This is a genomic window from Moritella sp. Urea-trap-13 (assembly GCF_002836355.1).
Lineage (GTDB): Bacteria > Pseudomonadota > Gammaproteobacteria > Enterobacterales > Moritellaceae > Moritella.
This window is the reverse complement of the sequence record NZ_PJCA01000031.1, coordinates 139862-165267: the sequence shown is the minus strand read 5'-3', so window position 1 is coordinate 165267 and position 25406 is coordinate 139862. Positions and strand designations below refer to the sequence as shown.

At 41.3% G+C, this 25406-nt stretch carries 20 protein-coding genes; 13 read left to right on the top strand and 7 right to left on the bottom strand.

From position 1 onward, the window contains the following. Window positions 1-193 precede the first annotated feature (193 nt). Both CXF93_RS08780 and CXF93_RS08775 read left to right on the top strand, forming a co-directional pair. The gene (locus CXF93_RS08780; RefSeq protein ID WP_101062047.1) at window positions 194-937 is read left to right on the top strand and encodes a sulfite exporter TauE/SafE family protein; all 744 of its coding nucleotides are present in this window, start codon (window positions 194-196) and stop codon (window positions 935-937) included. A gap of 217 nt (window positions 938-1154) precedes the next feature. Continuing rightward, window positions 1155-1643 (top strand): murein L,D-transpeptidase family protein, encoded by a 489-nt coding sequence (locus tag CXF93_RS08775; protein WP_101062046.1) that lies wholly within the window; start codon window positions 1155-1157, stop codon window positions 1641-1643. Between the two features lie 20 nt (window positions 1644-1663). Here CXF93_RS08775 and CXF93_RS08770 read toward each other — a convergent pair whose 3' ends face one another. Continuing rightward, window positions 1664-2599 (bottom strand): LysR family transcriptional regulator, encoded by a 936-nt coding sequence (locus CXF93_RS08770; RefSeq protein ID WP_101062045.1) that lies wholly within the window; start codon window positions 2597-2599, stop codon window positions 1664-1666. Window positions 2600-2759: 160 nt separating this feature from the next. Between CXF93_RS08770 and CXF93_RS08765 the strand changes: the two genes are divergently transcribed. Both CXF93_RS08765 and CXF93_RS08760 read left to right on the top strand, forming a co-directional pair. After that, window positions 2760-3836 (top strand): efflux RND transporter periplasmic adaptor subunit, encoded by a 1077-nt coding sequence (locus CXF93_RS08765; protein WP_101062044.1) that lies wholly within the window; start codon window positions 2760-2762, stop codon window positions 3834-3836. A 3-nt stretch (window positions 3837-3839) separates the two neighbouring features. Further along, window positions 3840-6908 carry an efflux RND transporter permease subunit gene (locus tag CXF93_RS08760; RefSeq protein WP_101062043.1) on the top strand — a complete coding sequence of 1023 codons (3069 nt, stop codon included), beginning with the start codon at window positions 3840-3842 and terminating at the stop codon, window positions 6906-6908. Window positions 6909-7003: 95 nt separating this feature from the next. Here CXF93_RS08760 and CXF93_RS08755 read toward each other — a convergent pair whose 3' ends face one another. After that, window positions 7004-7432, bottom strand: coding sequence for a DUF4399 domain-containing protein (locus tag CXF93_RS08755; RefSeq protein WP_101062042.1), 429 nt, complete (start codon window positions 7430-7432; stop codon window positions 7004-7006). A gap of 252 nt (window positions 7433-7684) precedes the next feature. Here CXF93_RS08755 and CXF93_RS08750 point away from each other — a divergent pair, with 252 nt between their 5' ends. Together CXF93_RS08750 and CXF93_RS08745 are read left to right on the top strand one after the other, a co-directional pair. Continuing rightward, the gene (locus CXF93_RS08750) at window positions 7685-9007 is read left to right on the top strand and encodes a BamA/TamA family outer membrane protein (protein ID WP_101062041.1); all 1323 of its coding nucleotides are present in this window, start codon (window positions 7685-7687) and stop codon (window positions 9005-9007) included. A gap of 106 nt (window positions 9008-9113) precedes the next feature. Further along, entirely contained in the window at window positions 9114-10229 is a 1116-nt protein-coding gene (locus CXF93_RS08745; RefSeq protein WP_101062040.1) for a hypothetical protein, read from the top strand. 156 nt (window positions 10230-10385) lie between these two features. Here the strand turns inward: CXF93_RS08745 and CXF93_RS08740 are convergent, their stop codons facing one another. Then, window positions 10386-11390, bottom strand: a complete 1005-nt coding sequence (locus tag CXF93_RS08740; protein WP_101062039.1) for a rhodanese-related sulfurtransferase — start codon at window positions 11388-11390, stop codon at window positions 10386-10388. Window positions 11391-11610: 220 nt separating this feature from the next. On the opposite strand from CXF93_RS08740, the gene CXF93_RS08735 reads away from it, so the two are divergent. The 7 genes from CXF93_RS08735 to CXF93_RS08705 all read left to right on the top strand — a co-directional run bounded on the left by CXF93_RS08735 (window position 11611) and on the right by CXF93_RS08705 (window position 20139). Next, window positions 11611-13437 carry an HAD-IIB family hydrolase gene (locus tag CXF93_RS08735; protein ID WP_101062038.1) on the top strand — a complete coding sequence of 609 codons (1827 nt, stop codon included), beginning with the start codon at window positions 11611-11613 and terminating at the stop codon, window positions 13435-13437. Window positions 13438-13491: 54 nt separating this feature from the next. Then, window positions 13492-14721: a glycosyl transferase gene (locus tag CXF93_RS08730; RefSeq protein WP_101062037.1), complete on the top strand. Its 1230-nt coding sequence runs from the start codon at window positions 13492-13494 to the stop codon at window positions 14719-14721. Window positions 14722-14750: 29 nt separating this feature from the next. Further along, complete coding sequence (locus CXF93_RS08725; RefSeq protein ID WP_101062036.1) at window positions 14751-16604, top strand: sugar phosphorylase; 1854 nt, start codon at window positions 14751-14753, stop codon at window positions 16602-16604. A gap of 85 nt (window positions 16605-16689) precedes the next feature. Continuing rightward, on the top strand, window positions 16690-17229 hold the full coding sequence (locus CXF93_RS08720; RefSeq protein ID WP_101062035.1) for a hypothetical protein: 540 nt from the start codon (window positions 16690-16692) through the stop codon (window positions 17227-17229). A 396-nt stretch (window positions 17230-17625) separates the two neighbouring features. Further along, complete coding sequence (locus CXF93_RS08715; RefSeq protein WP_101062034.1) at window positions 17626-18375, top strand: glycerophosphoryl diester phosphodiesterase; 750 nt, start codon at window positions 17626-17628, stop codon at window positions 18373-18375. Further along, a complete protein-coding gene (locus CXF93_RS08710) occupies window positions 18375-19670 on the top strand; it encodes an MFS transporter (RefSeq protein ID WP_101062033.1) in 1296 nt (431 codons plus the stop codon). Before CXF93_RS08715 ends, CXF93_RS08710 begins: the two co-directional genes overlap by 1 nt. A 121-nt stretch (window positions 19671-19791) precedes the next feature. Continuing rightward, window positions 19792-20139, top strand: coding sequence for a DUF4156 domain-containing protein (locus tag CXF93_RS08705; RefSeq protein WP_101062032.1), 348 nt, complete (start codon window positions 19792-19794; stop codon window positions 20137-20139). A gap of 12 nt (window positions 20140-20151) precedes the next feature. Here CXF93_RS08705 and CXF93_RS08700 read toward each other — a convergent pair whose 3' ends face one another. The 4 genes from CXF93_RS08700 to CXF93_RS08685 form a co-directional block, all read right to left on the bottom strand. After that, a complete protein-coding gene (locus tag CXF93_RS08700) occupies window positions 20152-21081 on the bottom strand; it encodes a hypothetical protein (RefSeq protein WP_101063300.1) in 930 nt (309 codons plus the stop codon). A gap of 152 nt (window positions 21082-21233) precedes the next feature. Continuing rightward, window positions 21234-22313, bottom strand: coding sequence for an alpha/beta fold hydrolase (locus tag CXF93_RS08695; protein WP_101062031.1), 1080 nt, complete (start codon window positions 22311-22313; stop codon window positions 21234-21236). 143 nt (window positions 22314-22456) lie between these two features. Continuing rightward, a complete protein-coding gene (locus CXF93_RS08690; RefSeq protein ID WP_101062030.1) occupies window positions 22457-24292 on the bottom strand; it encodes an alkyl sulfatase dimerization domain-containing protein in 1836 nt (611 codons plus the stop codon). Window positions 24293-24514: 222 nt separating this feature from the next. Next, window positions 24515-25216, bottom strand: a complete 702-nt coding sequence (locus CXF93_RS08685; RefSeq protein ID WP_101062029.1) for a hypothetical protein — start codon at window positions 25214-25216, stop codon at window positions 24515-24517. Between the last annotated feature and the right edge of the window lie 190 nt (window positions 25217-25406).

Sequence of the window (25406 nt, the reverse complement as noted above, 5' to 3'; positions counted from 1 at the left end):
CGATAACATCTCCATCAAATTTACACTAAATAACATCTTAAAGGATATAGAATAATTGAGTAATGGTCACATTCTCAGTACAATACAGACCACTTCGAAAATGTTAAGTAGTTACCCATAACAGCGCATTAATGCCAACTTTCATGCGTAAATACCACGAGTTCGTATCAATGACCACGATTAGGAATACATAATGCTCGTCGAAACCTTGCTGCCCTTTATGGCCATAATTGCTGTAGCGACCTACGTACAAAGTGTCGCTGGCTTTGCTTTAGGCATGATAGTCATGGGGACAGTGACCACCTTTAATTTAGTGCCTATTGCATTTACATCTGTGGTGATCAGTTTTGTAACCTTGATAAATAGCATTTTTATTCTGAAAGGCTGTTTTCAACAACTCAATCGACGCTTAGTGCTATTGACCGTTGCGGGGATGTTGCCAGGTTTAATGATCGGATTAACGTTACTTGAATACTTAAGCAATGAATATAACCAAATATTACAAAATATTCTTGGTATCGCGATTATTGGTGCTGGCATTAGCATGATTTTAAAATCACCCCACAAAGACCGTAAACAATCTCATGAAGGCATGTTCTTTGGGGCTGGTACTGCATCAGGTATTCTAACCGGACTGTTTAGCATGGGTGGGCCGCCACTGGTTTATATCTTCTATCGCCAACCTTTTACACTTAACCTTATTCGCTTATATCTATTGAGTATTTTCTTTGTTAGCTCAATTAGCCGGATTACCATGGTTGGTATCCAAGGTGGACTCACCAGCGACATGCTGCTGTTTTCATTTATTTGTATACCCGTAGTACTTAGCATGAGCTGGGTAGCGAAACATTACCCACCACCCATTAGTTTGGACACAATGCGTAAATTCGCGTTCTGTCTATTAATGGTTATCGGCACTAGCTTACTATTTGGTTAGTAAAGCCAACTGATATGATCGCACATAATAAGATATTGTATTATGTGCGATCATATAGGTATCAATCAGTTATATTCCATCAAAACTATCACTTACCACGAGTGTATTGAACCATGATCTAGATCACTCAAAACCGCGTAATAAAAATTGAACTACACGATTAAATACGGTCTAATCGCGCCAACTTTTGGCTAACTGCAAGACTATTTTTACTAAAATGATCAACTTTCTGTTCTTATCTACATTGCTTACATACTCACTCAACGGCGACGCTTCTCTACAGATCCAAGCTGATTATGTCTTGGTTAACAAATCAGCACGTACCCTGCTGCTGTTAAAAGATAACCAGATCATTAAATCTTACTTAATTTCGCTGGGTAAAAACCCAGTCGGCGCAAAAACGCAACGTGGTGATAAGAAAACCCCTGAAGGTATATACAATATTGATTTCAAAAATAGAAAAAGTAAATTCCATTTAAGCCTGCATATCAACTACCCCAATAAATTCGATAAGCAACGCTCATTCAAAGACAGTCTAGACCCAGGCGGCAGTATTTATATTCATGGTTTGCCAAATAAAAAACTCAATGCAGGGTTATTAATTGGCTCAGATTGGACCAATGGCTGCATTGCCGTCAGTAATAAAGAAATTCGCGATATCGCCAGATATGTACCGGACGGCACGCCGATAGAAATAACACCGTAGACTACACCCTAGATAAGACATTAATACCAAGCCTTACCTTTACTGCTTTTAGTACATATAGGCAGATCATTTAGCGTCAACAAGCTCAGCATATGATCAATCAAACGTTGGCTAGCCAAACTAACAAAACGGCGTGACGGATAAATTAAATAACACTTACCTTCATACGGCTGCACATCAGCAAACAATCTCACCAGCTTACCCGCTTTAATATACTCTTCACACAGCCGCTCTGGAATATAAGCAATACCACGACTAGCGAGCGCACTTTCTAATGCAAGTTGCACACTGTTAAGGCAAATATTGCCACTGACAGATAAGAATTCATTGTTACCTAAAGGCAGTTCATTAAATACTTGACCATTAGGGAAGCGGAACATTATCGAATTATGTTGGCTCATATCACTGAGTGCCGTTGGCGTTCCCGCTTTATCAAGATAGTCAGGGCTAGCCACAAAATGCAATACCTCGCTGATAATCGGACGAGCGACCATGTCGATATCAATGTGATTAAAAGCTTCATCAATCATAAACCCGATATCAATATTATGACGGATCATATCTAACGGTTCAGTGGTAACAATAAGCTCAACAGTTAACTTTGGATTAAGATCCATAAATTGATAAATACCGTTAACAATCAGCATTAAGTCTGGTACCGGAAATAGCAGAATACGTAAATGACCACTTACCTCCGCATTTTTATCTGTTATTTCGGTAATGGTTTCCTCCAGACTCGCCAGCAAAGATAAGGTTTTATCATAAAAGTGACTGCCAGCTGTGGTTAACGTCATCGCCCTATTTTGGCGGTGAAATAATTTCACTCCTAAATCATCCTCTAATCCTTGCAAGCGCCGACTGATTGTCGATTTAGGCAGGTATAATAATCCCGCAGCATCCACCAAACTGCCCGCTTCAACAATCCGGTGGAACAAGGCTATATCTTCTGTTTTCATCCAATTTCCTCTGAGAGCACAAATAAGTGTGCATTACACCACAAAATAGTTCCATTATATGCAACCGATAGTTTCATATAGATTCATTTTTATCAACCATATATGTTGTTATATTGCCCTCAATTGTATTATCAACGTCAATATGACTGGAATTAAGGTTATGAACCTCTACATAAAAACCATTGTACTATTCACCTTTGCGGCTGTTATCAGCGGCTGCAGCGCGGAATCAAAAGAACCTTTAGCGCCCTCAATAAGACCAGTTAAATTATTAACTATTGCCGACATGCAGACTGGCTCTATTCGTCGTTTTCCAGCCAAAGTAACCGCCACAGAACAAGCGAATCTGGCTTTTCGCTTACCGGGTCAGTTAGTTGAATTTTCATTAATTGAAGGTCAGCATGTTAACAAAGGTGCTGTACTTGCCCGCCTTGATGATAGAGACGCACGTAATACCTTGCTGCATCGAGAGGCCGAGCATGAACTTGCGGCGGCAGACTTTAAACGTAAAGGGAAACTGCGCGATACTCAGTTGCTCTCTCAAGCAGAATATGACCTCGCAAAAGCGCAGCTAAAATCGGCACAAGCGGCGCTTTTCACTGCCCGAGATCAACTCAGTTATACGGTATTAAATGCGCCTTACAGTGGCACGATCGCCAAGATATCAGCCGATAACTATCAGATGGTGCAAGCTAACCAAACGTTATTAGTATTACAACAAGATCGTAATATCGACATCGTCATTCAAGTATCCGAAACATTAGCGACCCGCGTGACGCAGCTGACCCCAGGTACGACCAATCAAGCGCAGGTTATATTTTCAGCGCAGCCGCATAAGTCTTATCCAGTGACATTAAAAGAATACGCCACACAAATCACCCCAGGTACACAAAGCTATGAAGTCGTATTTACCTTACCGCAACCGAGCAATAACCAGATCTTACCCGGTATGAGTGCAGAGCTGACCTTAAACATGGCCACAACAAAACAAACTGTCGCCATATTACCCACCAGCGCGGTGATGAAAAGGGATACCAACGGCCAAAGCATCATTTGGTTATACAACAGTGGAACACACACAGTAACACCGCAAACAGTAACCTTGGGCAAAGTTCGCTCACAAGGCATTGAGATAACATCGGGGATCAAAACCGGTGATCAAGTGGTCACAGCCGGTATTCAGCAATTATCTGCTGGACTCGTGGTGAAACCACTGCACTGGCAACGTGGAGTATAACCGATGAATTTCGCTCAATACTCAATCCAACATAAAGTCGTTAGCTGGATGTTCGCGTTGTTATTATTAGTTGGCGGCAGCATCTCATTTTTCGGTCTAGGGCAATTAGAGTTTCCTGAATTTACCATCAAACAAGCTTTAGTCGTCACCAGCTATCCAGGTGCATCACCGGAACAAGTCGAAGAAGAAGTAACTCTACCGTTAGAAGATGCGTTACAACAACTTGATGCCATCAAGCATATCACCTCGATTAACAGTGCTGGTTTATCACAAATCGAGATTGAGGTTAAAGAACAATATGGCGCCAACGAATTACCGCAGATATGGGATGAAGTACGCCGTAAGGTCAATGATGCCGTGAAACTATTACCTCCAGGGGTAGCGACACCCAATGTCATTGATGATTTTGGCGATGTATTTGGTATTTTAGTCAATATCACTGGCGATGGTTACAGCAATAGAGATCTACAAAATTACGCTAATTTCCTACGTCGAGAATTAGTGCTCGTGAGCGGCGTCAAAAAAATTGTTATTGCAGGTAAAGTTACCGAACAAGTCGTAGTGGAAATATCCCAACAAAAACTCTCGGCGTTGGGACTTAATCAAGATTACATTTATAGCCTTATTAACGCGCAAAACGTGGTATCGAACGCCGGTAGTATTCGCGTTGGTGATGATCGTATTCGTATTCATCCGACTGGTGAGTTTAGCGATGTAACACAAATGGAACGTCTGTTAGTCAGTGCGCCAGGCAGCACAAAACTGATTTACCTTGGTGATATTGCCAACATTTATAAAACCGCTGATGAAACACCTACAAGTCTTTATCATGGTCAGGGTGAAGCCGCCTTATCTGTCGGCATCTCTTTTTCCAGTGGCGTCAATGTTGTTGATGTCGGTGCCGCAGTAAATCAACGACTCGTGGAACTCGAAGGCGAACGTCCCATTGGTCTTGAGCTGACGACCGTTTATGACCAAAGTAAAATGGTTGATGATACCGTCAATGGTTTCTTGATTAATTTAGCCGAATCGATTGCGATTGTTATCGTGGTATTACTGGTCTTTATGGGGCTGCGTTCTGGCTTATTAATGGGGCTGGTATTACTGCTGACGATACTCGGTACCTTCATTGTCATGAACATACTCAACATTGAGTTACAAATCATCTCATTAGGTGCGCTGATTATCGCCCTAGGTATGTTAGTTGATAATGCGATTGTCGTCACCGAAGGTATTCTTATCGGGATCCAACGTGGTCAAACACGGCTAGAAACAGCTAAGCAAGTAATATCCCAAACCCAATGGCCACTACTCGGTGCTACCATTATTGCGATTATTGCTTTTGCACCGATTGGTCTTTCAGATAATGCCACGGGTGAATTTTGTGCCTCTTTATTTCAAGTCTTGTTGATCTCGCTGTTTATCAGTTGGATCACCGCGATGACACTCACTCCGTTCTTTTGCCACTTAATGTTTAAAGACGGTGATAACAAATCAACCCAAGATGATGACCCGTATAAAGGTATTATCTTTCAGTTTTATCGAAACGCTCTCACCCTCGCTATCCGTTTCCGTATTGTCACGGTTGCCATGGTAATCGCTGCGCTTATTGCCTCCGTTATCGGCTTTAGCCATATTAAAAATGTATTTTTCCCGCCCTCGAGTACACCTATATTTTTTGTCGATGTATGGATGCCTGAAGGGAGTGATATTAATGCCACTGAACAGCTTGTCGCTCGTATTGAACAAGACTTAATGCAACAGCAACAAACCAAGGATGTCGGTTTAGTTAACCTAACCAGTGTGATCGGCCAAGGTTCACAGCGCTTTGTATTATCTTATGTGCCAGAAAAAGGCTATAACGCTTATGCACAGCTACTGATTGAGATGACCAATCTCGATACCTTAAATACCTTTATGCGTAAACTAGAAATAGACCTGCTGCAGGATTATCCTGAAGCACAATTCCGCATTAAGTATATGGAAAATGGTCCCAGCCCAGCGGCTAAAATAGAGGCTCGTTTCTATGGTGAAAATCCACAAATACTACGTCAATTAGCGGCACAGGCAGAAGCCATACTAATCGCCGAACCAACTGCCACAGGTATCCGTCATAACTGGCGTAATCAAGTCACCTTAATCAGGCCACAACTGGCGTTAGCACAGGCTCGAGAAACTGGTATCAGTAAGCAAGATCTGGATAACGCCCTACTGACGAACTTTAGCGGTAAACAAGTCGGTATCTACCGTGAAAATAGCTATCTGATGCCAATCATTGCCCGCGCCCCTGCTACCGAACGGCTGGATGCCGATAGTATTTGGAAGCTCCAAGTGTGGAGCGCCGACAATAATCTGTTCGTACCTGTGACTCAGATTGTCAGCGATTTTAACTCTGAATGGGAAGATCCAATGATCATGCGTCGTGATCGTAAACGGGTATTGTCGGTATTAGCAGACCCGATTAATGGCACTGGTGAAACCGCAGATTCTGTATTTAATAAGATCCGCACTAAGGTTGAAGCGATCCCGTTACCTGCTGGTTATGATCTCGAATGGGGTGGTGAATTTGAAACGACGACAGAGGCGCAGACCTCGGTGTTTAGCTCAATTCCTTTAGGCTATTTGGCTATGTTTTTGATCACCGTCTTGCTGTTTAACTCTGTGCGTCAACCGCTGATCATTTGGTTTACTGTACCGCTAGCATTAATCGGAGTGGTATCAGGGCTATTACTTTTCGATGCCCCCTTCAGCTTTATGGCGTTATTAGGTTTACTCAGTCTGACTGGCATGATTATTAAGAATGGCATTGTACTCGTCGACCAAATAAATTTGGAGTTAAGCCAAGGTAAAGCACCTTATGCCGCAGTAGTCGATTCATCAGTAAGCCGAGTTAGGCCAGTTCTCATGGCAGCTATCACCACGATGTTAGGTATGATCCCATTACTGTCGAACGCCTTTTTCAGTTCAATGGCGATCACCATCATCTTTGGCTTAGGTTTCGCGTCGCTATTAACCTTGATAGTGTTACCCGTTACTTATACGTTAGTTTTCAAGATCCCTAATCAAGACTAAGCTGTTTTAAATTCAGCCGACACCAATTCAAAGCTTGTAGAATATGGTGTCGGCTATCCAAATAACACCTTAAATAGTGCTTTATTCTCACCCGACTACTTAACAATCACCGTTATTTTTTTCGACATAAGCGGTTGATCATGCGGTACATGCGCATAATTCCCTAACAGTAGCTGCAGAGTATGCTTACCCGGTTTTAGTGTTATTTGAGTTTCCGTTTGACCGCCACCAAAATGGCGTACTTTATCTGTCGCTTGTAGCGGTTTAGTCAAATCAGGTAACACCTTAGTATCGATAAGCAAGTGATGATGAGCGGTGTTAACACGATCGATTCCCGCCGGTGCAATGCCCATTCCACTTAAACCAAAGCGAACCGTAAATGTCGGTGAAACAGTTGCGCCATCAACCGGACTAATAATGTAAACATTAACCCCAGAAGGTGCTGAACTTGCCAGTTCCTGCTTTAATGCAAACGTATTTGAACTGATCATAAACATTATAAAAAACAATGATATTTTTAACATACTTAGCACCTCATTAATGAATATTTTCACTATCTCACATTAATTGTAGACCAAGGTTCGAAGATGCCCGACACGAATTTCTTATAAGCCACGTTAATCTAGCGCTCCTGCTTGAACATTTAATTAATAATCTTTTGATAAATCCCTAATCACTTGCATGCAAAAAAACACATGCCTAGAATACGCCCTCTTTGTGATATCCCAGTAGCAGCACAATCTTCTCGCCTATACTTGCCACTTTTTGGAGACTTCTTGTTTAAACGAATTTACTTACTTTTTCTTGTTTACGCTCCAATGATGGCGAATGCAGACCCACTCATTAAATATCAGCATTTACCTACAGATGCGACAGAGATGCCTTTTTTTTCAACAGAGCAACAAGCGCAACAACGCACCGTTGAATATAACAATGCGATTGATGAGATTGATACAGCACTCGAGCAGTGTGAATCAGCAGAATGTGACACCTTGAAACAACGCCAAAGTGATCTTGAATATGCCATTGATGATCACCAAGAAAAAAATGGTGCGTCAATCACGTCTTGGTTAGGCGGGCCTGCTTATACACCAGAAGTCGGTTTAATGGTTGCCGCAGGTGGGTTATTTTCATTTAGTACTGCTCGCGAGCAACAAGCACTGCAACGTTCAAGCGTATCTTTATTTGTTGTAGGTACTCAAGGTGATGCAGGGGTTGGTTACGGTATCCGCTCTAAGCAAAACTTGTTTTTCGACAATAATGATACGCGCTTTACAGGTACGCTGACATTCAGTGATGATGCCGAAAATTACTGGGGCGTTGGTTACGACAAGGGCAAAGCACAAGATGCGTCTGCGGATACCTTGATGCGTAATACCGCGTTAACTTATGACGCTAATCTAGCTTTTAAAAATGATTACGGTTTCTATTTTGGCCCCGCTTTAAGATTGAAATATTACCAAGCGGATGAAAACGACATTCCGCTGACAGCACAACAAGATGACGATTTTAACGAATTTAAAGACAAACCGTTATCCATAGGCCTAGGGATCACATTAAATTATGATAGCCGGGATGTGACAGTTAACGCATGGCAAGGTCAATACTTCAATTTTGAATACATTAATTATGGCTCGAATATCGGCAGCGACAATGATTATCAAAAAGTGCTGATCGATTATCGTTATTACCACAGCTTTAAGCCAGGTCGTGTCATCGCATTTTACAATGCACTACAGTGGAGTGATGGTGACGTGCCGTTTTACGATATGCCCACACTTGGTGGCAGCTTTTCACTTCGCGGCTTATACGCTGGTCGATTTAGAGATAACAACGCAATTGAACATACCGCTGAATATCGCCACACATTCTTACGTGATAACGGTAATTTATCTGCTCACGGCATGACGGTATGGACAGGTATAGGCTCTGTTGCAGGTGATACAGATACTGACAGTAACCGTTTGTATGAAGATTTATTGTATAGCTACGGGTTTGGCTATCGCTATGAATTACAGCCGAGAATGAATGTACGCATAGACTTCGGATTCAGTGCTGATGACAGTGGCTTTTTTCTGACTTTTACTGAAGCATTTTAATCACGACAGGCACTTTATACGACAGGCTTACCTGTGACAGCAGTGACTGGCTAATAACAATCAATATAGATATTTAAAATATTAATATTTTGGACTTTTCAATACGATGAAACGAATAATACTTACTTTATTAGCGGCTTTAACAGCTCCACTCACTTTTGCAAACAATACCAATTCTGTGGCACAAGCTGATACAGCAAGCAGTAATGCGTTATTCCCACCGTTATTTGAACTGCAAGATAACACTATATTTGGTTTACCGTCTCTTATGTCTCAATATATATCTCAAGAGCAAAATGCAGCATTCCTAACACAGGAGGACACTGAGAGCGAAATATCAAAATTAGAACTTTCAATAGCGGATAAAAAAACAACTTATCCAGCGAAGAAATGGGAACACGCTTTACCATTTTTTGCCGAAGACGTCATCATGAATGATTATGACTTACCATTGCCATTTGGTATCAGTATTATTTATGCCAATGTGCAACAGGATATGACTCTGACTGATTTATCGGTTGGTTACGGTGGAGGGCAAAAGTATGATATCGATTTCGTTTCGTTTGATAACACCGAGTCCAATACCCACACGCCACAGTTAAAGTTAGATGCTTGGGTATTACCATTCATGAATGTATTTGCCACAGTAGGTAAATTAACAGGAACGGTCGGCATTAACTTTGCCATTGACGGTAATCAAGCATTAGCACAATTAGGTTCGGATTGTTCATCAAAGCGAAAACCACCAGAATGCTACCTGCTGACAGATCAACGCCTTGAAGTCGAAGACATTGAAGCTAGCCTAACCGGGATGTCTTACGGTGCGGGTATGATGTTTGTCGGCGGCTGGAACAGTTATTTTATTTCCGTCCCAATCACTTTCACTTGGACCGATATGGACCGCAGTGACACCGATGGCTATGTCGTCAATGTTCTGCCGCGAGTTGGTAAACAATTTCAGTTTAATAACGGCTCAAGCTTATCACTATACGTCGGTACTAGTTATTTAAAAAGCCAGTTAACGCTGTCAGGTTCGCAGCCAATACCAACGACAGACTACAGTATTGATTATAAAGTAGAACAAGAGAACGTCGATAAATGGATGGGGCTGGTCGGCGGAAGTTATAACTTAAGTAAACACTGGATGCTAGCCTTTGAATATGGCGGTATAGGTGGTGCTAGTCGCCAGCAGTTTATTACCAACCTGTCTTATCGTTATTAACTGATTTTTCATTGTTAACTAAATATCAGCATCGACAGACGTAGTAACATGCACTTTTGAATAATAAAAAGCCGCTGTACTTCAACTGTTATTTCAAACTACAGCAAGTAACAGCGGCTTTTTAGTCTTAGCTAAACACTCAAATAAGTTTAAACCTTATTTTGAATTCTGCTCAGCTTTCTTCTTGGCTTTTTCAACACGACGTTCGTCAATGATGTGTTTAATCTCACCACCGATGTGTGACTCGCCACGTTTTTCAGCTAATTCCATTTGACGTTCACGTTCAGCAAAGCGGCTACGTTGCTCGTCTGTCACTTTATCGTGACAACGATGACAGCTAAGGCCCTTCACGTAATGTTCACTTTGCAATTCGTCTTGTGTTAACGGGTAACGACAAGCGAAACACTGGTCACATTCGCCTTGTTCTAAGTCGTGATTCACAGAAACACGGCCATCGAATACAAAGCACTCGCCTTCCCACATGGTTTCTTCTTTTGGCACTTCTTCAAGGTACTTAAGAATACCGCCTTCTAAGTGATAAACCTCGTCAAAACCTTGCTCTTTTAAATAAGCAGTCGATTTTTCACAACGAATACCACCGGTACAATACATAGCAACTTTCTTGTGTTTTTCTTTATCTAAGTTGTTTTTCACATACTCAGGAAATTCACGGAAAGTCGTTGTATTCGGGTTTACTGCGTTTTGGAATGTACCGATTTCAATTTCGTAATCGTTACGAGTATCAATCAAGATTACTTCCGGATCTGAAATAAGTGCATTCCAATCTTTCGGTTGCACATAAGTACCGACCACTTGGTTAGGGTCAATCCCTTCAACGCCCATAGTCACGATCTCTTTTTTCAACTTAACCTTAGTACGCAAGAACGGGTTCTCATCGTTATAAGATTGCTTGAAAGAGATTTCGCCCAGGCTTGGGTCTTGAGATAAAAAACTTAATACTGCATCAATACCAGCTTGTGGCCCAGCAATAGTACCGTTGATACCCTCGGCCGCTAATAACAGCGTACCGCGAACATCTTGGCTTTCCATTTTTGCTAATAAAGGCGCGCGTAATGCTTCGAAGTTTTCTAAACGTACGAATTTGTATAATGCACAAACTGTAATTTGAGCGGTATTATTGGTCGTAATTGGTGCTGACATTTGGTTATTCCCCATTGAGCTAACTGGAACGTAAATCCAGCGCTGTAGATTAAGGCGGCGATGGTAACAGAAATGCGATATTGCGACCAGTGAAATTGATCTAGGTCAAAATGTAATCCCAACACAACCGTTCAAAACAGTAAAACCTATACCTTAGAGGTATACATGGCACGGTTATTGAACAACTCATTATAAGATTCGCTCATTCAGGATGGTTTTTATGATGACAAACCCGCTATTAGCAGCATTCATTAAGCGTAATATGCTCGATACATCTTATTTAGCAAATGCGACAAAATGGTACACGACGCTCATATCGGCGATCAGAGCGCACCAATACAGTGCGAAAGACCACGCTATTACTAACATAGAAACTAGTCATCACAATCAAGCACCTGTTTTAGTTGGTATTAATGGTTGCCAGGGCTCTGGTAAATCAACGCTCGCTGATTATCTTGCGACCTATTTAACCAGCGAATATAAAATGAATGTCGCCGTACTGTCTTTGGATGATTTTTATTATAGCCACCAGCAACGTAAAAAATTGTCAGTACACGAGCACCATTTATTACAAACCCGTGGCGTACCCGGCACCCATAATTTATCGCTGGCACACGATATATTAGATAAACTGCAATCGGCGACTAACCTCTCATCGCCCGTTGCGTTGCCGCGGTTTGATAAAACCACCGATAACCCTTACCCAGAATCAGCATGGCCAGTGATTCACGGTATTGTCGATGTGATTATCTTAGAAGGTTGGTGTTTAGGCGTGCAGCCACAGACAGATGAAGCCCTGCTAGAGCCAGTCAATAACCTTGAAGCGACAAAAGATAAACACGGTATTTGGCGTCGTTATGTGAACGATCAAATAAAGTATCATTATGCTGATCTTTATAAACGGTTAGATATGTTAGTCATGCTAAAAGCACCTAGTTTTGATACTGTTTTTCAATGGCGATTAGAGCAAGAATTAAAATTAAAACAACAGGCGCTAACACTAAGTCCCCCGCTTCAGAGTGTTATGAGTGAATCTGAAGTAAAGTTGTTTACTGCTTATTTTCAACGTCTCACAGCGCATGGGTTAATCACACTACCAAATTTATGTAATTGGGTATTTGAGTTGGATGCTAAGCGTAATATGGTGCATTCATACACCCCGCAATCAATCGAACTTAATCGTTACCCTGCAATATTCACCGATCTTGATGGCACCTTGTTAGATCATGACGACTATAGTTTTACACCCGCTTTAAGTACGCTTGCCGAATTAAAAAACGCAGCAATCCCAGTGATCCCAAATACCAGTAAAACCTATGCTGAACTGCTAGAGCTAAGACATAAGCTTAATTTGAATGGGCCATTTATTGTTGAAAACGGCGCTGCTATTTACATCCCAGTTAACTATTTTAGCCATCAGCCTATCGGCACAATACAACAAGATGGCTACTGGGTTAAATCCCTTGTGCAGTCACGCGCACATTGGTTATCACTATTACAAACAGTGTCCCAACAGCAGTCTGAGTTGTTTACAGGTATGAGCATGATGACGTTTAACGACATCATTAACGCAACGGGGTTGGATGAGGCAAGTGCTGTCCTTGCAAGTCAAAGACAATATGGCGAACCCCTACTCTGGAAAGGTAATGCAGCCCAGAAACAAGTATTCATCCAGCAACTTAAAAAACAAGGCGCAACCATCTTAGAAGGCGGACGTTTCTTGCATGTCTGCGGTGATTGCAACAAAGGCAAAGCGATGGACTGGTTAATGCAGCAATTTAAATTCTTTAACCTACAACAAACGCCCTACTCTATTGCACTCGGCGACGGTAACAATGACATTGCCATGCTAGAAGCTGCGCAATACGCCGCGATTATCTTATCACCAGTACACACACCACCAAAATTAAAACGTAAACAGGGGTTAATCATCAGTAAGCATACCGGACCAACAGGCTGGGCAGAAGTATTATCGACGCTATTACCCAAGCTGTTATCTGAGCGGCTACCAACACGAGTACCAGCATTAAAACTAACAGGCGCTTAGTCAATTCAATACTTAGGCTAAATACTGCAATTCAAATATCAAGGAAGGTTTATCATGGCTGACTTCTATCAAAATGGTGTTATTACAACACTGCATAACCTAAATCAACGTCCATTAGCAGCAATGGAAGCAGAGCTCACTGAGTTTGCTAAATCACGTCCAATGTCGTTAATTCTACCCTCGTTATTCTCAGAGCTAGAAGGTGAAGCACTGCCTAACATCATTAACCATTTACAAGATGTACCGTATTTAAACGAGATTGTTATTGGTCTAGACCGTGCTAATGAAGATCAATATAAACACGCGTTAAAATTCTTTAGCGCTTTACCACAACATCATCGTATTTTATGGAATGACGGTCCTCGCCTGCAAGCTCTCGATGCTGAACTTGCCGAACTTGGTTTGGCGCCAAAAGAGTTAGGTAAAGGACGTAATGTTTGGTATTGCATGGGTTACACACTCGCCTCTGGAAAGTCTGAGTCAGTGGCATTACATGATTGTGACATTCTAACCTATGACAGATCACTGCTCGCACGCTTGATTTACCCTGTGGCAAATCCACAATTTAATTACGAATTCTGCAAAGGCTTTTATGCCCGCGTTGCTGACGGTAAGATCAATGGCCGTGTATCGCGGTTATTAATTACACCATTATTACGCTCACTAAAACGCGTTGTCGGTCATAACGATTACCTTGAATACATGGATAGTTTCCGTTATCCGCTCGCCGGTGAGTTTTCATTTCGCAAAGACGTACTCAACGACATTCGCATTCCCAGTGACTGGGGCTTAGAAATCGGGGTATTGTCCGAAATGCACCGTAACTATTCGCATAATCGATTATGCCAAGCGGATATCGCTGACGTATACGATCATAAACATCAAGACCTGTCGTTAGATAATGAAGATGGTGGTTTATCAAAAATGTCGATTGACATAACCAAGGCATTCTTCCGTAAATTAGCCACGCAAGGCCATACTTTCACCAACGAAAATTTCCGTACTATCAAAGCCACTTATTACCGTATCGCCTTAGATTTTGTTGAAACCTATTATAACGATGCGGTGATGAACGGCCTGACACTGGATATCCACGCCGAAGAAAAAGCGGTTGAAATGTTTGCCCAGAACATCATGACTGCCGGACAGAACTTCCTCGAGAACCCAATGGAAAAACCATTTATGCCCAGTTGGAACCGCGTTATCTCAGCAATGCCCGATGTATTGGAGCGCCTTAAAGAAGCCGTCGAGTTAGATAGAGCTGAATTTATCTCTCAATCATAGCGGATCAACTTATAAAATGGATGGTGACGATGTTAAATCCAAAAATTGACTTACAATTGCAGTTACAGCAACGCTTAGCACAACAGCTCAGTACTATTTATGCTGATATTAATTTGCCCATATCAATTGCCAGTTTAGTCGCAGAGTTAATGTCGACGATGCGACTAACAGAGCAGTTGCATACACCGACACCACAAGTGAATCATTGGTCAGAAAAAGACACCATCTTAATTACCTACGGCGACAGTATTGTTCATTCCGATGAAAAACCGTTACAAACACTGCATCACTTTCTCCAGCATTACTGTGCGGATACGATCAACAGTGTCCACATACTGCCTTTCTTTCCGTACAGCAGTGATGATGGTTTTTCGGTTATTGACTACGCCAGTGTTAACGAGGCCTTGGGTGATTGGAGTGATATAAAGCAGATAGCCCAAAGCCATCACCTTATGTCCGACTTAGTGATCAACCATTGCTCTAGCCGGAGTAAATGGTTTGATAATTTCATTCGCGGTGAAGGCACTGGTCATGATTATTTTTACACGGCTACCACCTATGCTAATTCGGCATATTCCAACGCCTGCGATACCATAACGCGTAGTGATGACAGTATAGAAGCCGTTGTCAGGCCGCGTACTTCGCCTTTGTTTCGGTCAACAACAACCGCCTCGGGAAAACAGCAAGTATGGTGCACATTTAGTCACGACCAAGTCGACCTTGATTTTACCAATCCCAAGGTACTCATCAACTTCGTGTCCATCATTCGTCAATACCTAGACAATGGTATCAAAATATTCCGCCTCGATGCTATTGCCTTTTTGTGGAAGAAAGCTGGCACACAGTGCATTAATCTGCCCGAAACCCACGAAATGGTGCGCCTGTTAAGAACGCTTATCGAGCACGCCCGTGCAGATGCCGTGATCATTACTGAAACCAATATACCGAACAAAGAAAACCTGACCTATTTTGGTAATGGTAACGAAGCACACTGCATCTACAATTTCGCCCTGCCGCCACTGCTGGTTAATACCTTGATCACCGGTAATTGCCAATATCTAAAACAGTGGATGATGAGTATGCCACCAGCACAAAATGGCACGGCTTACTTTAATTTTATCGCCTCGCACGATGGCATTGGTTTACGGCCCACAGAAGGTTTACTGTCTGAGCAAGAGATAAACCAGTTAGTCACTACCATGCAAGAATTTGGCGGTCGAATATCTTGGCGAACAGTCACCGTGAATGATAGCAGCACCGAAAATGCGCAAACGAAAGTTGTGCAAACTAAAAAAACACAACAACCTTACGAGTTAAACATCACCCTATACGATGCGTTGCAAGGAACAACAAAAGGCGTAGATGAATGGGGTCATGCGCGTTTCATCTGCGCACATGCCATCATGTTAGCACTGGAAGGGATCCCCGGTATTTACATTCACAGTTTACTCGGTACTAGCAATGATTATAAAAAGCTGGAACACACCAGTCATAACCGAGCCATCAATCGTCATCGATGGGATCTGGATACGCTGAGCTTAGAACTTGGTGATCCTAAAAGCCAACACGCTCGTGCATTACATGATATTAATCACCTGATCACATTACGCACTGCGCAACCGGCCTTTCATCCAAACGCGACGCAATTCACCTTACAGTTAGGCGAACAAGTCTTTGGATTTTGGCGACAAAGTATTGATCGTAGCCAAAGCGTATTTTGCATCAGTAATATTGCAGATACGCAACTTACATTACCGCTAGCCAGCGTGAACTTGATCAGCAGCGATTTTTGGTATGACTTAATTAGCGGTGATACCATTGAAGATATTAATCAAACATTAACCTTACAACCCTATCAAACCTTATGGCTAAGTAACCGTTAAAATCAGCAAACCAGATCAAAATAAAACGTGATTGAACTATACTGACAATACCTTTCCTGAACTTAATAAACAGGAGGATCGCGTGATGAAAATTACATCCTATCTCATAAGTTCAATATTACTTTGCACTACGTTTACTGTGGCTGCATATCAAGACGATAACTCAAAACACTTAATCCAAGATGCCTTAAGCGCTGCACCTATGGATATGCGTGACAAAGTGACAGTTGTTGATTGGAATAACAAGGTATTGAAAAAAGGAACCAATAACTATACTTGTTTCCCAACACCACCACATCTTACAGGTAAAGCACCTATGTGTATGGACGGTCCTTGGATGGCATGGGCTGATGCATGGATGAACAAAAAACCATTCCAAGCTAAAGCTATGGGTATCTCATACATGCTAGCGGGTGACGAAGGGGCAAGTAATATTGACGCTTATGCCAAAGCAAAAACAAGTGACAATCAATGGGTCAAAGAAGGACCACACTTAATGATTATCACCCCCGATAAAGCCCTACTCGATTCACTACCGACAGATCCACACAATGGTGGTCCCTATGTAATGTGGAAAGGCACGCCGTATGTTCATATTATGGTCCCTGTTGATACACAAAAATAAAGCAAATTTCATACTTGGGTTATCTTATGATAACCCTTATTATTGCTACAATTTAATGACATAATTGCAGCAATAATAAAAATTAACATGTCATATTAACGGCACCTAAAACATAATAATAACCGCACACTTAACGCCACATTATTTAACTTTGCCTTAACGCCTCTTACAAATACACCTATTTACACCTTCGAATGCAACCTCCAAACGAAAGTAGCGTGTTCCCTTACGTATTTGCACTAGCTAAAAAACGTTGTAATCGATTGCAAATCAACCAATTGAAACTTTTATTTGAACATTTAAACTTTCGAATGGTGATAATTGTATGCGTGTCACATTTCGTTTATATAATCTACCCTATTATCTCGCCATCATTTAGTTGCAAAAAGGTTAACAATGAAAAGATTGATTGCTCATCGTGGAATGTCATCACTGGCACCAGAAAATACATTAGCCGCATTTTCTTTATGTAAAGAACATCACATTCAATGGTTTGAGTGTGACGTCGATATTCTAAAAGACGGTACGATCATTGTTTCCCATGACGATACATTAGATCGTTGTACTGATAAGAGCGGTCAATTATGTAAAATCAGTCATGCCGATATCGACAATATTGATGCTGGTAGCTGGTTTGCAGATGAATTCATTGGTGAAAAATTGCCGACCCTGCAAGAGTTAATTGCATTAGCCAATAAGCTTGAGCTAAACATGAACATCGAACTTAAATCATGCGCGGCAAGTGCTGCCCTAAGTTATACCCTCATTGATAACTTAATTGCTGGTTTGAAAGATCTTAATCCTGAGCGTGAATTAATCGTATCAAGCTTTAACCACCTTGCGCTAACCGAATTCAAACGTCGTAGCCCAGAAACCCAAGTGGCTTGTTTATTTGAAAGCCATACCTTATGGGACGATTGGAACTCAATTCTAGATTGGTGTAACGCTGATTACATCCACCCTGAAGACAAAGGCTTAACCCAAGAAATGGTACACAAATTTAAAGCCGCTGGTTTTAAAGTAAACGTGTGGACGGTAAACGACCTTGCGCGTGCCAATCAATTATTCAACTGGGGCGTTGACGGTATTTGTACCGATATCGCTCATAAATTCCCATCAAAATACAAAATGTTAGGTAATAAATAATGAGTTTATTAAGCAAAATTGGTTTCGACTCAAAGAGCCGCTTTTACGGTTTCTTGTCTGTCGTACTATCAGGACAAATCATCTACTCTGCTTTCGAAGCATTTAAAGGTACGTTTTATAACTTACTACTGGAAGTTTTAAGCATCGACAATACACAGATGGGTGTATTATTTACCTTAATCGGTTCAGCGATGTTCTTCTACATTCCAGCAGGCTGGGTAAATAACCGTTTCTCTGTGCGCTCTATTTTGATGACCAGTATGTTCATCCGATTCTTGAGTATGATGGCCATTATCATCTTCCAACCAGAATTTACCTACTTGATCGTCATTGCCGGACTTTGGGGTCTAATTGACGCTATCTTCTGGCCTGCAGTTGTCAATGGCGTTAACTTAATGTCTGGTGATAACAACAAGGGTATGGCGTTTGGTTTATTAGAATCTATCCGCCGCGCGACAGAAATGAGTATGAACGCAATTATCGTCGGTATCATGGCGCTAGTAAGTGGTTCAATCTTAATTTTCCAAGGTGCGATCGTATTTTATACCTTACTTATCCTGCCAATGATCTTCTGTGTATGGAAATTCGTACCAGACAATCAATTAGAAGTTAAAGAAGGCGAAAGTAAAAACAAAGCGGCATTACAAGGCTTATTCTATGTATTGAAAATGCCAACAGTATGGTTAGCAGCACTTACGTCGCTAACGGTTTACTGGACTTACATTACGCTTATCTACACTGTACCGTACTTACAAGCAGTATTCGGTTTAACCACTGCTGAAGCCGCTATCTTCGGTATCATTAATACCGGTGCTATGGGTGTTGTTGCGGGTCTTGTTGCCGGTTCGATTGCTGACTTTGTGTTCAAGTCATCGATTAAAATGATGTTGTGTGCACTGGGCCTTACCGTTATCTGTTTAGGTATTACCATTATGCTACCAAAATCAGCAGAAATGTTGGTGATGAACATGGTTTTACTTATGTGTTTCTCGTTTAGTATCTTCTTAGCAAAAGGCATTATCTTAGCGCCGATTGCTGAAGCAGGTGTGCCGAAAGAATTCAGTGGCGCGGCGATGAGTGTTGGTTCATTTGCAGCTTATGCTTCAGTGTTCTGGGCTTACGCACTAAACGGTTGGATCATTGATACCTACCCTGCGATTGAAGCTTACCAAATGATCTTTGGTATCGGTTTAAGTGTGTCGGCATTTGGTATGTTCACTGCAATTTGTCTGCTGTTATTAAAACGCAAACAAGGTGATGGCGATATCTCTGCAGAAGACGCAACGCTAGCTTAATATTTGCATCTAAAAATAAAATAGCCGCAGCAATTGCGGCTATTTTTAAAGCGCTGTACACTTAATTATTAAAATAAAAATACTCTTAATTATTAAAATCAAAAAGCAGCGGCCAGACAACATGATATTCAATCATTTAAAAGTTATATTCATCTTTATTACTTGTTTAACACTTACCTCTTGTAGCTTATTCGATATCCAGCCACTAGATGACACAACCAACGTCATTAAAATTTATGATGCATACGAACATATCGCGCAATGTACATTCGTCAATGAGTTAGTCGGCTCTGAAGGTACTTGGTACAACTATTTATTCATTTCCAACACAGACCTCACGCTTGGCAGTATTCATGATTTAAAAAACCAAGCCAACGCAATGGGCGCTAACGCGATCCACATTCAATACAACTTGAGTTTTAATACATCGGTGACCTTTTTTGCTCAAGCCTATGCCTGTGCACAATAGTTCGCATTATGATTAATGACCGTAATAACTAATTAAGCTGAAGATAATACCAACTTCTGTTTTAAAGTCATTGGACTGATTAAATTCTGTAAATGGTTCTACTTCAAAGTACATCCAGGACTTATACATGAGGTTTCGATAACGAATCGAAATGAAATAATTTTCATTGGGAATATCTTCTGCATCATTACTTTTACTGTATTGAACACCACTAACGAGTAGCTGATTTTTGCCGGTAGGCTTGATGTGATAAAAACCTATCTTGCGTCTGGTGTTTGCTTCCGTCTGCAACTTTTGCCAACTGGCGGATAAAGACAAAGAACTGCTTTCCAGCGGATAAGCAGCAGCCGTTTTGATACTTGGTTCCCAACCGTCTTCTAGAAAATAAGCTAAACGAGGCTGCAAACTAAAATCAACATGCTGAACCTGCCAATTAAACTGTATTTCACTTCTTAGATATATCTGACTTCGACTAAAGCCAAGTCTATTTTTAACCTGTCTTTCTTGACCAAACCGCTTAATATATTGAAATGCAAAATTGATCCCCTCTTGCTCGTTATCAATATCCTTTGATTCATAATCTAATAAGAGTTCATCTTCATCATTATTATCAATAACCAAAGCAAACCTTTCATCCCACTTTGGTAAATTCAAAGACACTTTAAAATTAGCATCGACATCGCCTAAATCTGCGGTGCGGGGTAGCCAAGATAATTGTAAATAGCCATTAGCTGAGCCCTTGTTCCCGTTACTATCAGCGCTACCAATATCATCAACCCAAGCAGCGGTATCTTGCATCATGGTATTAAGCTGGCTTTGTAGCACATCAACCGTGGGTAAATTTTCTTCTGCCGAGGCTATTTCTTCTTCCCCTGCGGGTATCTCTTCTGACAAAGCTATAAAGGAGCTTAATAAAAAAATACTGGCAACAATTAATTTCATGTTAAGTGACATCATCCATATTTAGGCATTATCCTGATACGGTAAAGTGTATTAGCAACAAATTCGGATAGCTCCCAATTACCTATTTATGATTTTATATTTATTGTAGTAAATAAAAACGCCATAAGTGCAAAACACTCTGGCGTTTATTTTTATTTAACGTGCTTAAGAAAATCAATAAGCAGTTCATTTACTGCTTCTGGCGTTTCTTCTGGCGTTAAATGAGAAGCATCTGGGATCAAAACATTTTTATATAAATTAGGTACATTTTCTTCTAATTTATCATAAACCGCTTTACCGTATATGATGCCAGGGTCTTGTTCGCCCGCGATAAATAATGCAGGCTGTTGAATTTTGGCGCCCGCCAAAAATGACGTATTTTTCCAACCTTGATCAACGGCTCTATACCAGTTCAATGGGCCAGTAAAGCTGCTGAATTCTCCAACATAATAATCAAGTACCTGGGGGGTTAACCATTCAGGTAATTTTTTAGGTTCAACCATTTGATCTAGCATGGTTTCACCGGGCTTTAGAATAAACCCGCCACGTTCATCAGGTCCAGCCGAAGCGCTTAATGAATTAAGGGTGAAACGCATTGCGTACGCCGAATCTTTATAATCGCTGTCTTCTACACCTGGCGTTTGGAAGTAATCCTGATAGAAAACTGCACCATTAGCTCTAAATCTTTTTTCCCATACGTCAGAAGGTAGCTCATCACCACGAGGGCCATAAGGGCTACTGATCATGACCAAACCACTAATTAAATCAGGACGTACTAACGCCGTAGTCCATGCCACTGGGCTACCCCAGTCCCAACCAGCAATCACTGCATTATCAATTTTCAAGGTGTTTAACAAGCCAACAATATCACCGCTAAGTGTCGTTATATCGTAATCCTCGATGTTTTCAGGGGATTCTGTTTGTCCGTAACCACGCTGAGTTGGCACGATCACTCGATATCCTGCATCAACTAACGCAGGGATTTGATTTCGCCATGAATACCATGACAAAGGAAAACCGTGCAATAGCACAATAGCAGGGCCTTCACCTTCATCAACATAATGCATTTTAATGCCATTAACCTGAGCAAACTGGTGGTTAAATTGGCTAGGGTCATCAGGGTTAGTAATTTTTCTATCTAGCGCTTTAGCTGGACTGTTATTACCAGCTAAAGCCGATGTTGTGAACAATCCTATTAATAATATAGTTAAAAAATATTTTAATTTATTCATAGCCTAGTCCTTCCTATCTAGCGTTAAGTTTATTTAATAACTTAACTCTCTGTCAGAGCTATAATTATCTGTCAGAGGTATAAAAGGTTAAAAACATAAATACAAGAGCGTCACTTAAAGAAACGCCCTTGTTCTCATCGTGTTTATTGCAAAGTAGATGCAGGGATAAGCGCTGCTTTACTTGGATGTACTTGATCAAACATACCAAAGAAGCGTTTCACATCCGTTTTGTCGCTAGTCTTGACATCTTTGCGAACCAATAACTCATCAAGCGTAATATCACCAACAAAGTAACCAGCCCAAGCGTCCATAGACATCTTGATTGTCATATCAGGCTTTTGCGAGTATTGGCTAAGGTCTGTAATAAACTCAGCAACCCCACTTCGTACATGCATCCCCATTACGCCAGAGTTTTCATCACCCATTTCTATCGCTAATAGTTGATATTCACCATAACTCACCTTAGGGTCAAGACGAACTCGATACTGCTCAACCGTGGTTGCAGCAGGGAAGCCTAAAACAGATTCAGGACCGGTAAACATTATCGCAGGAATATGTATCTTCCCTTCCATTTCTAACGCCTTAGACAGATAATATGAACGCGGAATACTCGCTTCTGTGTTATAGCCCATTTGACGCATCGCATCCGCCAGCAATTGACGAGATTCTTGATCATTCGGCATGACTTTAACAAGATAGCCAGCTAATTCAGCCGACCAAGCATACTGTTTCGTTTCTAATGTATTTTTAAGTTCCGCTTTGACTGCTTTAGGGCCACCAAAACCTTCAATAATTTTCTGCGCTTGCTCATCAGGAGCTATGCGATTCAATACTTCGGTATCACGTCCAAACCAACCCAGCGCATAATTATAGATGTATGCTGGATAATAAGATAATTCGCCATAAGCCATTAAATTATTAGGCTGCTCAGCTAGATCTTTCGGCATTTGAACCCAATAACGTAACTCTTCAGGTGTTTTACCATGCAAAATTCCGCGTAGCGTTTGGTCATAGAGATACATAATGGCATCGTAATAACCCGACAGCGCTTGCTGGACATTTTCTTCACCACTAATGTTCACCGAGTGCGTATTAATAAGGTGCTTAGGATTAAGGTCTCGGATCAATTTGATACCACCAGCCCAATCAGTCGGGTCACGGTAAACTGAACCACGTAAGGTATAGACGTTAGGGAATGTCGGCCACAAGTGATTATTCAATACGGTTCTAGATTCAGGCAAATAAACAATCGTCTGATCATTTGTGTCACTGTCATAATCGGTATAAAAAACCATCTCAACACCATCAACCGTCATTGCTTGACCATGAGTCACTGGCGTATTAACAGGAACAAAACCTTTTGTTTTACCAACAGGCGTTGGTGCTTTAGCATCTGGCCCTTCTTCAGGTAACAGCATAGAGAACTGCTCTAAGGTTCTCGCTAATAGGGTTGGGCTTAGTTCTGGTATTGCAGCGCCTAAACCACCACTTTCGAGAATGTTCGCATTCAAAGCCGGGTGACCAATAACAGTAATGTCGTCGCCATAAGCATCGACGATAGCTTGTGTACCAAAGGCATAATGAGCATGGCTATAAATAACGGTTTTAATCGGTTTATCACTAAACGTTTTAATCAGCGTTATAATTTCTTCAGCTTCTTCGATATCGTCACCGGTATCGTAAATGATTAAGCCATTCTCACCTTCGATGACCGCTTTATAGCCCCAATGGTAGCCCACAATCGCCCATATACCATCGTCAACTTTGGTAACATAAGGTGCTTCTGGTTGCGTTAATGCTAATTTCTCAATGAGCTTTGCATTGACAATACCACCACTTTCATAAGTAGCATGGTTGACGACTTCCCCATTGTAGACACCTTGTGGGTAAGTAAAGTTAGATGCATTTTTTTCCTGTGCAATTGCTGCTGTTGCTGTTAATAAACTTGTTGTAACAACCGATAAAATAAATTTTTTCATAATATTTCCTATGTATGCGTTAACTGTTTTGTTTATTAAGGCACTAAGTTGTGTATGTGCCTTGATTGATATCCAGTATAAAGATAAGAGCATTAATTGATGTGTGTTAACGAGTGATGAATGTGTGATTTATATGTAGTGGCAACGACATTGACAACCTTGCCCCACAGAACACAGGCACATAGACGTGCCACCGCTAACACCTCATCACAAGCCTGCGAACTAAAAAGCGTAGGTATAGGCTGCCCACGTTTCTGTTTTGTTGTCTTCGTTATGGTTTAGGTGTAAACGAACATTTTGATTACCACTGAATCGATAGCCGGCAACAAATTCCATATCGAAGCTTTTGATGCGCTGGTTAGCCATGCCGTTCTTCATTTCCATATCGCTGAAACTATTCGTCCAGATGGGCGTAAAATTAGTCCAGATGTTATCGGTCCAATTATGGATAATCATCGATTGTGCCATCCAGATATTAGTGCTGCTACGAGCAAAATCATTGTTGGTATAACCTATACCAACAATAGGCACGAGCATCGTTTTTCCATCATTGAATGGCAAAACTTGCATTGCATTGATAACTAATGTTTCACTCTTACTGTCTTCAATATCGATGTGAAAATCGTTGTGCTTTATATAATCAAGCATAAAACCAGTACCAATATCATTCGCAACAGCCGCACCACGCACACGAAGCATATCGGTATTTTCACGTAATTCTAATTTGCTCAAAAATGCCCAATTGTCACTCAACTCCCCAGCCAACGTTAAACCTAATGCCACACCATCCGTGCCTGCATTCACATCAAAAGCGGAATAAACCGAGGTTGGGTTAGAAAAATCAATGTCTTCCTCTGAAACATCAGCTGAAACGTGCATAGGCAGTGACAACATAGCCAGAGATAACGTTATTTTATTAAACATGAGTTATTTACCTTTTAAATATTGAGTTAAGTTGCCAATGCTAACTGGCTATCTAAGTTGCCTTGTTAGGCTCACTAAGTTTGTTGGCGCTATCATAAAGAGCACGTGCGCTAACGTATGTGTGAATAGTGGTGGCGAATGTGTGAATCGAGGCCGAGAGTGTATGTTGCGTTTTGTGTAGCAGCCTTCT

Coding starts and splice junctions, on each gene's coding strand:
- CXF93_RS08720 (WP_101062035.1), top strand. CDS start 16,690: ATGAAAATTACATCCTATCTCATAAGTTCAATATTACTTTGCACTACG.
- CXF93_RS08765 (WP_101062044.1), top strand. CDS start 2,760: ATGAACCTCTACATAAAAACCATTGTACTATTCACCTTTGCGGCTGTT.
- CXF93_RS08745 (WP_101062040.1), top strand. CDS start 9,114: ATGAAACGAATAATACTTACTTTATTAGCGGCTTTAACAGCTCCACTC.
- CXF93_RS08730 (WP_101062037.1), top strand. CDS start 13,492: ATGGCTGACTTCTATCAAAATGGTGTTATTACAACACTGCATAACCTA.
- CXF93_RS08780 (WP_101062047.1), top strand. CDS start 194: ATGCTCGTCGAAACCTTGCTGCCCTTTATGGCCATAATTGCTGTAGCG.
- CXF93_RS08705 (WP_101062032.1), top strand. CDS start 19,792: ATGATATTCAATCATTTAAAAGTTATATTCATCTTTATTACTTGTTTA.
- CXF93_RS08715 (WP_101062034.1), top strand. CDS start 17,626: ATGAAAAGATTGATTGCTCATCGTGGAATGTCATCACTGGCACCAGAA.
- CXF93_RS08770 (WP_101062045.1), bottom strand. CDS start 2,599: ATGAAAACAGAAGATATAGCCTTGTTCCACCGGATTGTTGAAGCGGGC.
- CXF93_RS08690 (WP_101062030.1), bottom strand. CDS start 24,292: ATGAAAAAATTTATTTTATCGGTTGTTACAACAAGTTTATTAACAGCA.
- CXF93_RS08685 (WP_101062029.1), bottom strand. CDS start 25,216: ATGTTTAATAAAATAACGTTATCTCTGGCTATGTTGTCACTGCCTATG.
- CXF93_RS08760 (WP_101062043.1), top strand. CDS start 3,840: ATGAATTTCGCTCAATACTCAATCCAACATAAAGTCGTTAGCTGGATG.
- CXF93_RS08740 (WP_101062039.1), bottom strand. CDS start 11,390: ATGTCAGCACCAATTACGACCAATAATACCGCTCAAATTACAGTTTGT.
- CXF93_RS08755 (WP_101062042.1), bottom strand. CDS start 7,432: ATGTTAAAAATATCATTGTTTTTTATAATGTTTATGATCAGTTCAAAT.
- CXF93_RS08775 (WP_101062046.1), top strand. CDS start 1,155: ATGATCAACTTTCTGTTCTTATCTACATTGCTTACATACTCACTCAAC.
- CXF93_RS08735 (WP_101062038.1), top strand. CDS start 11,611: ATGATGACAAACCCGCTATTAGCAGCATTCATTAAGCGTAATATGCTC.
- CXF93_RS08710 (WP_101062033.1), top strand. CDS start 18,375: ATGAGTTTATTAAGCAAAATTGGTTTCGACTCAAAGAGCCGCTTTTAC.
- CXF93_RS08695 (WP_101062031.1), bottom strand. CDS start 22,313: ATGAATAAATTAAAATATTTTTTAACTATATTATTAATAGGATTGTTC.
- CXF93_RS08725 (WP_101062036.1), top strand. CDS start 14,751: ATGTTAAATCCAAAAATTGACTTACAATTGCAGTTACAGCAACGCTTA.
- CXF93_RS08700 (WP_101063300.1), bottom strand. CDS start 21,081: ATGAAATTAATTGTTGCCAGTATTTTTTTATTAAGCTCCTTTATAGCT.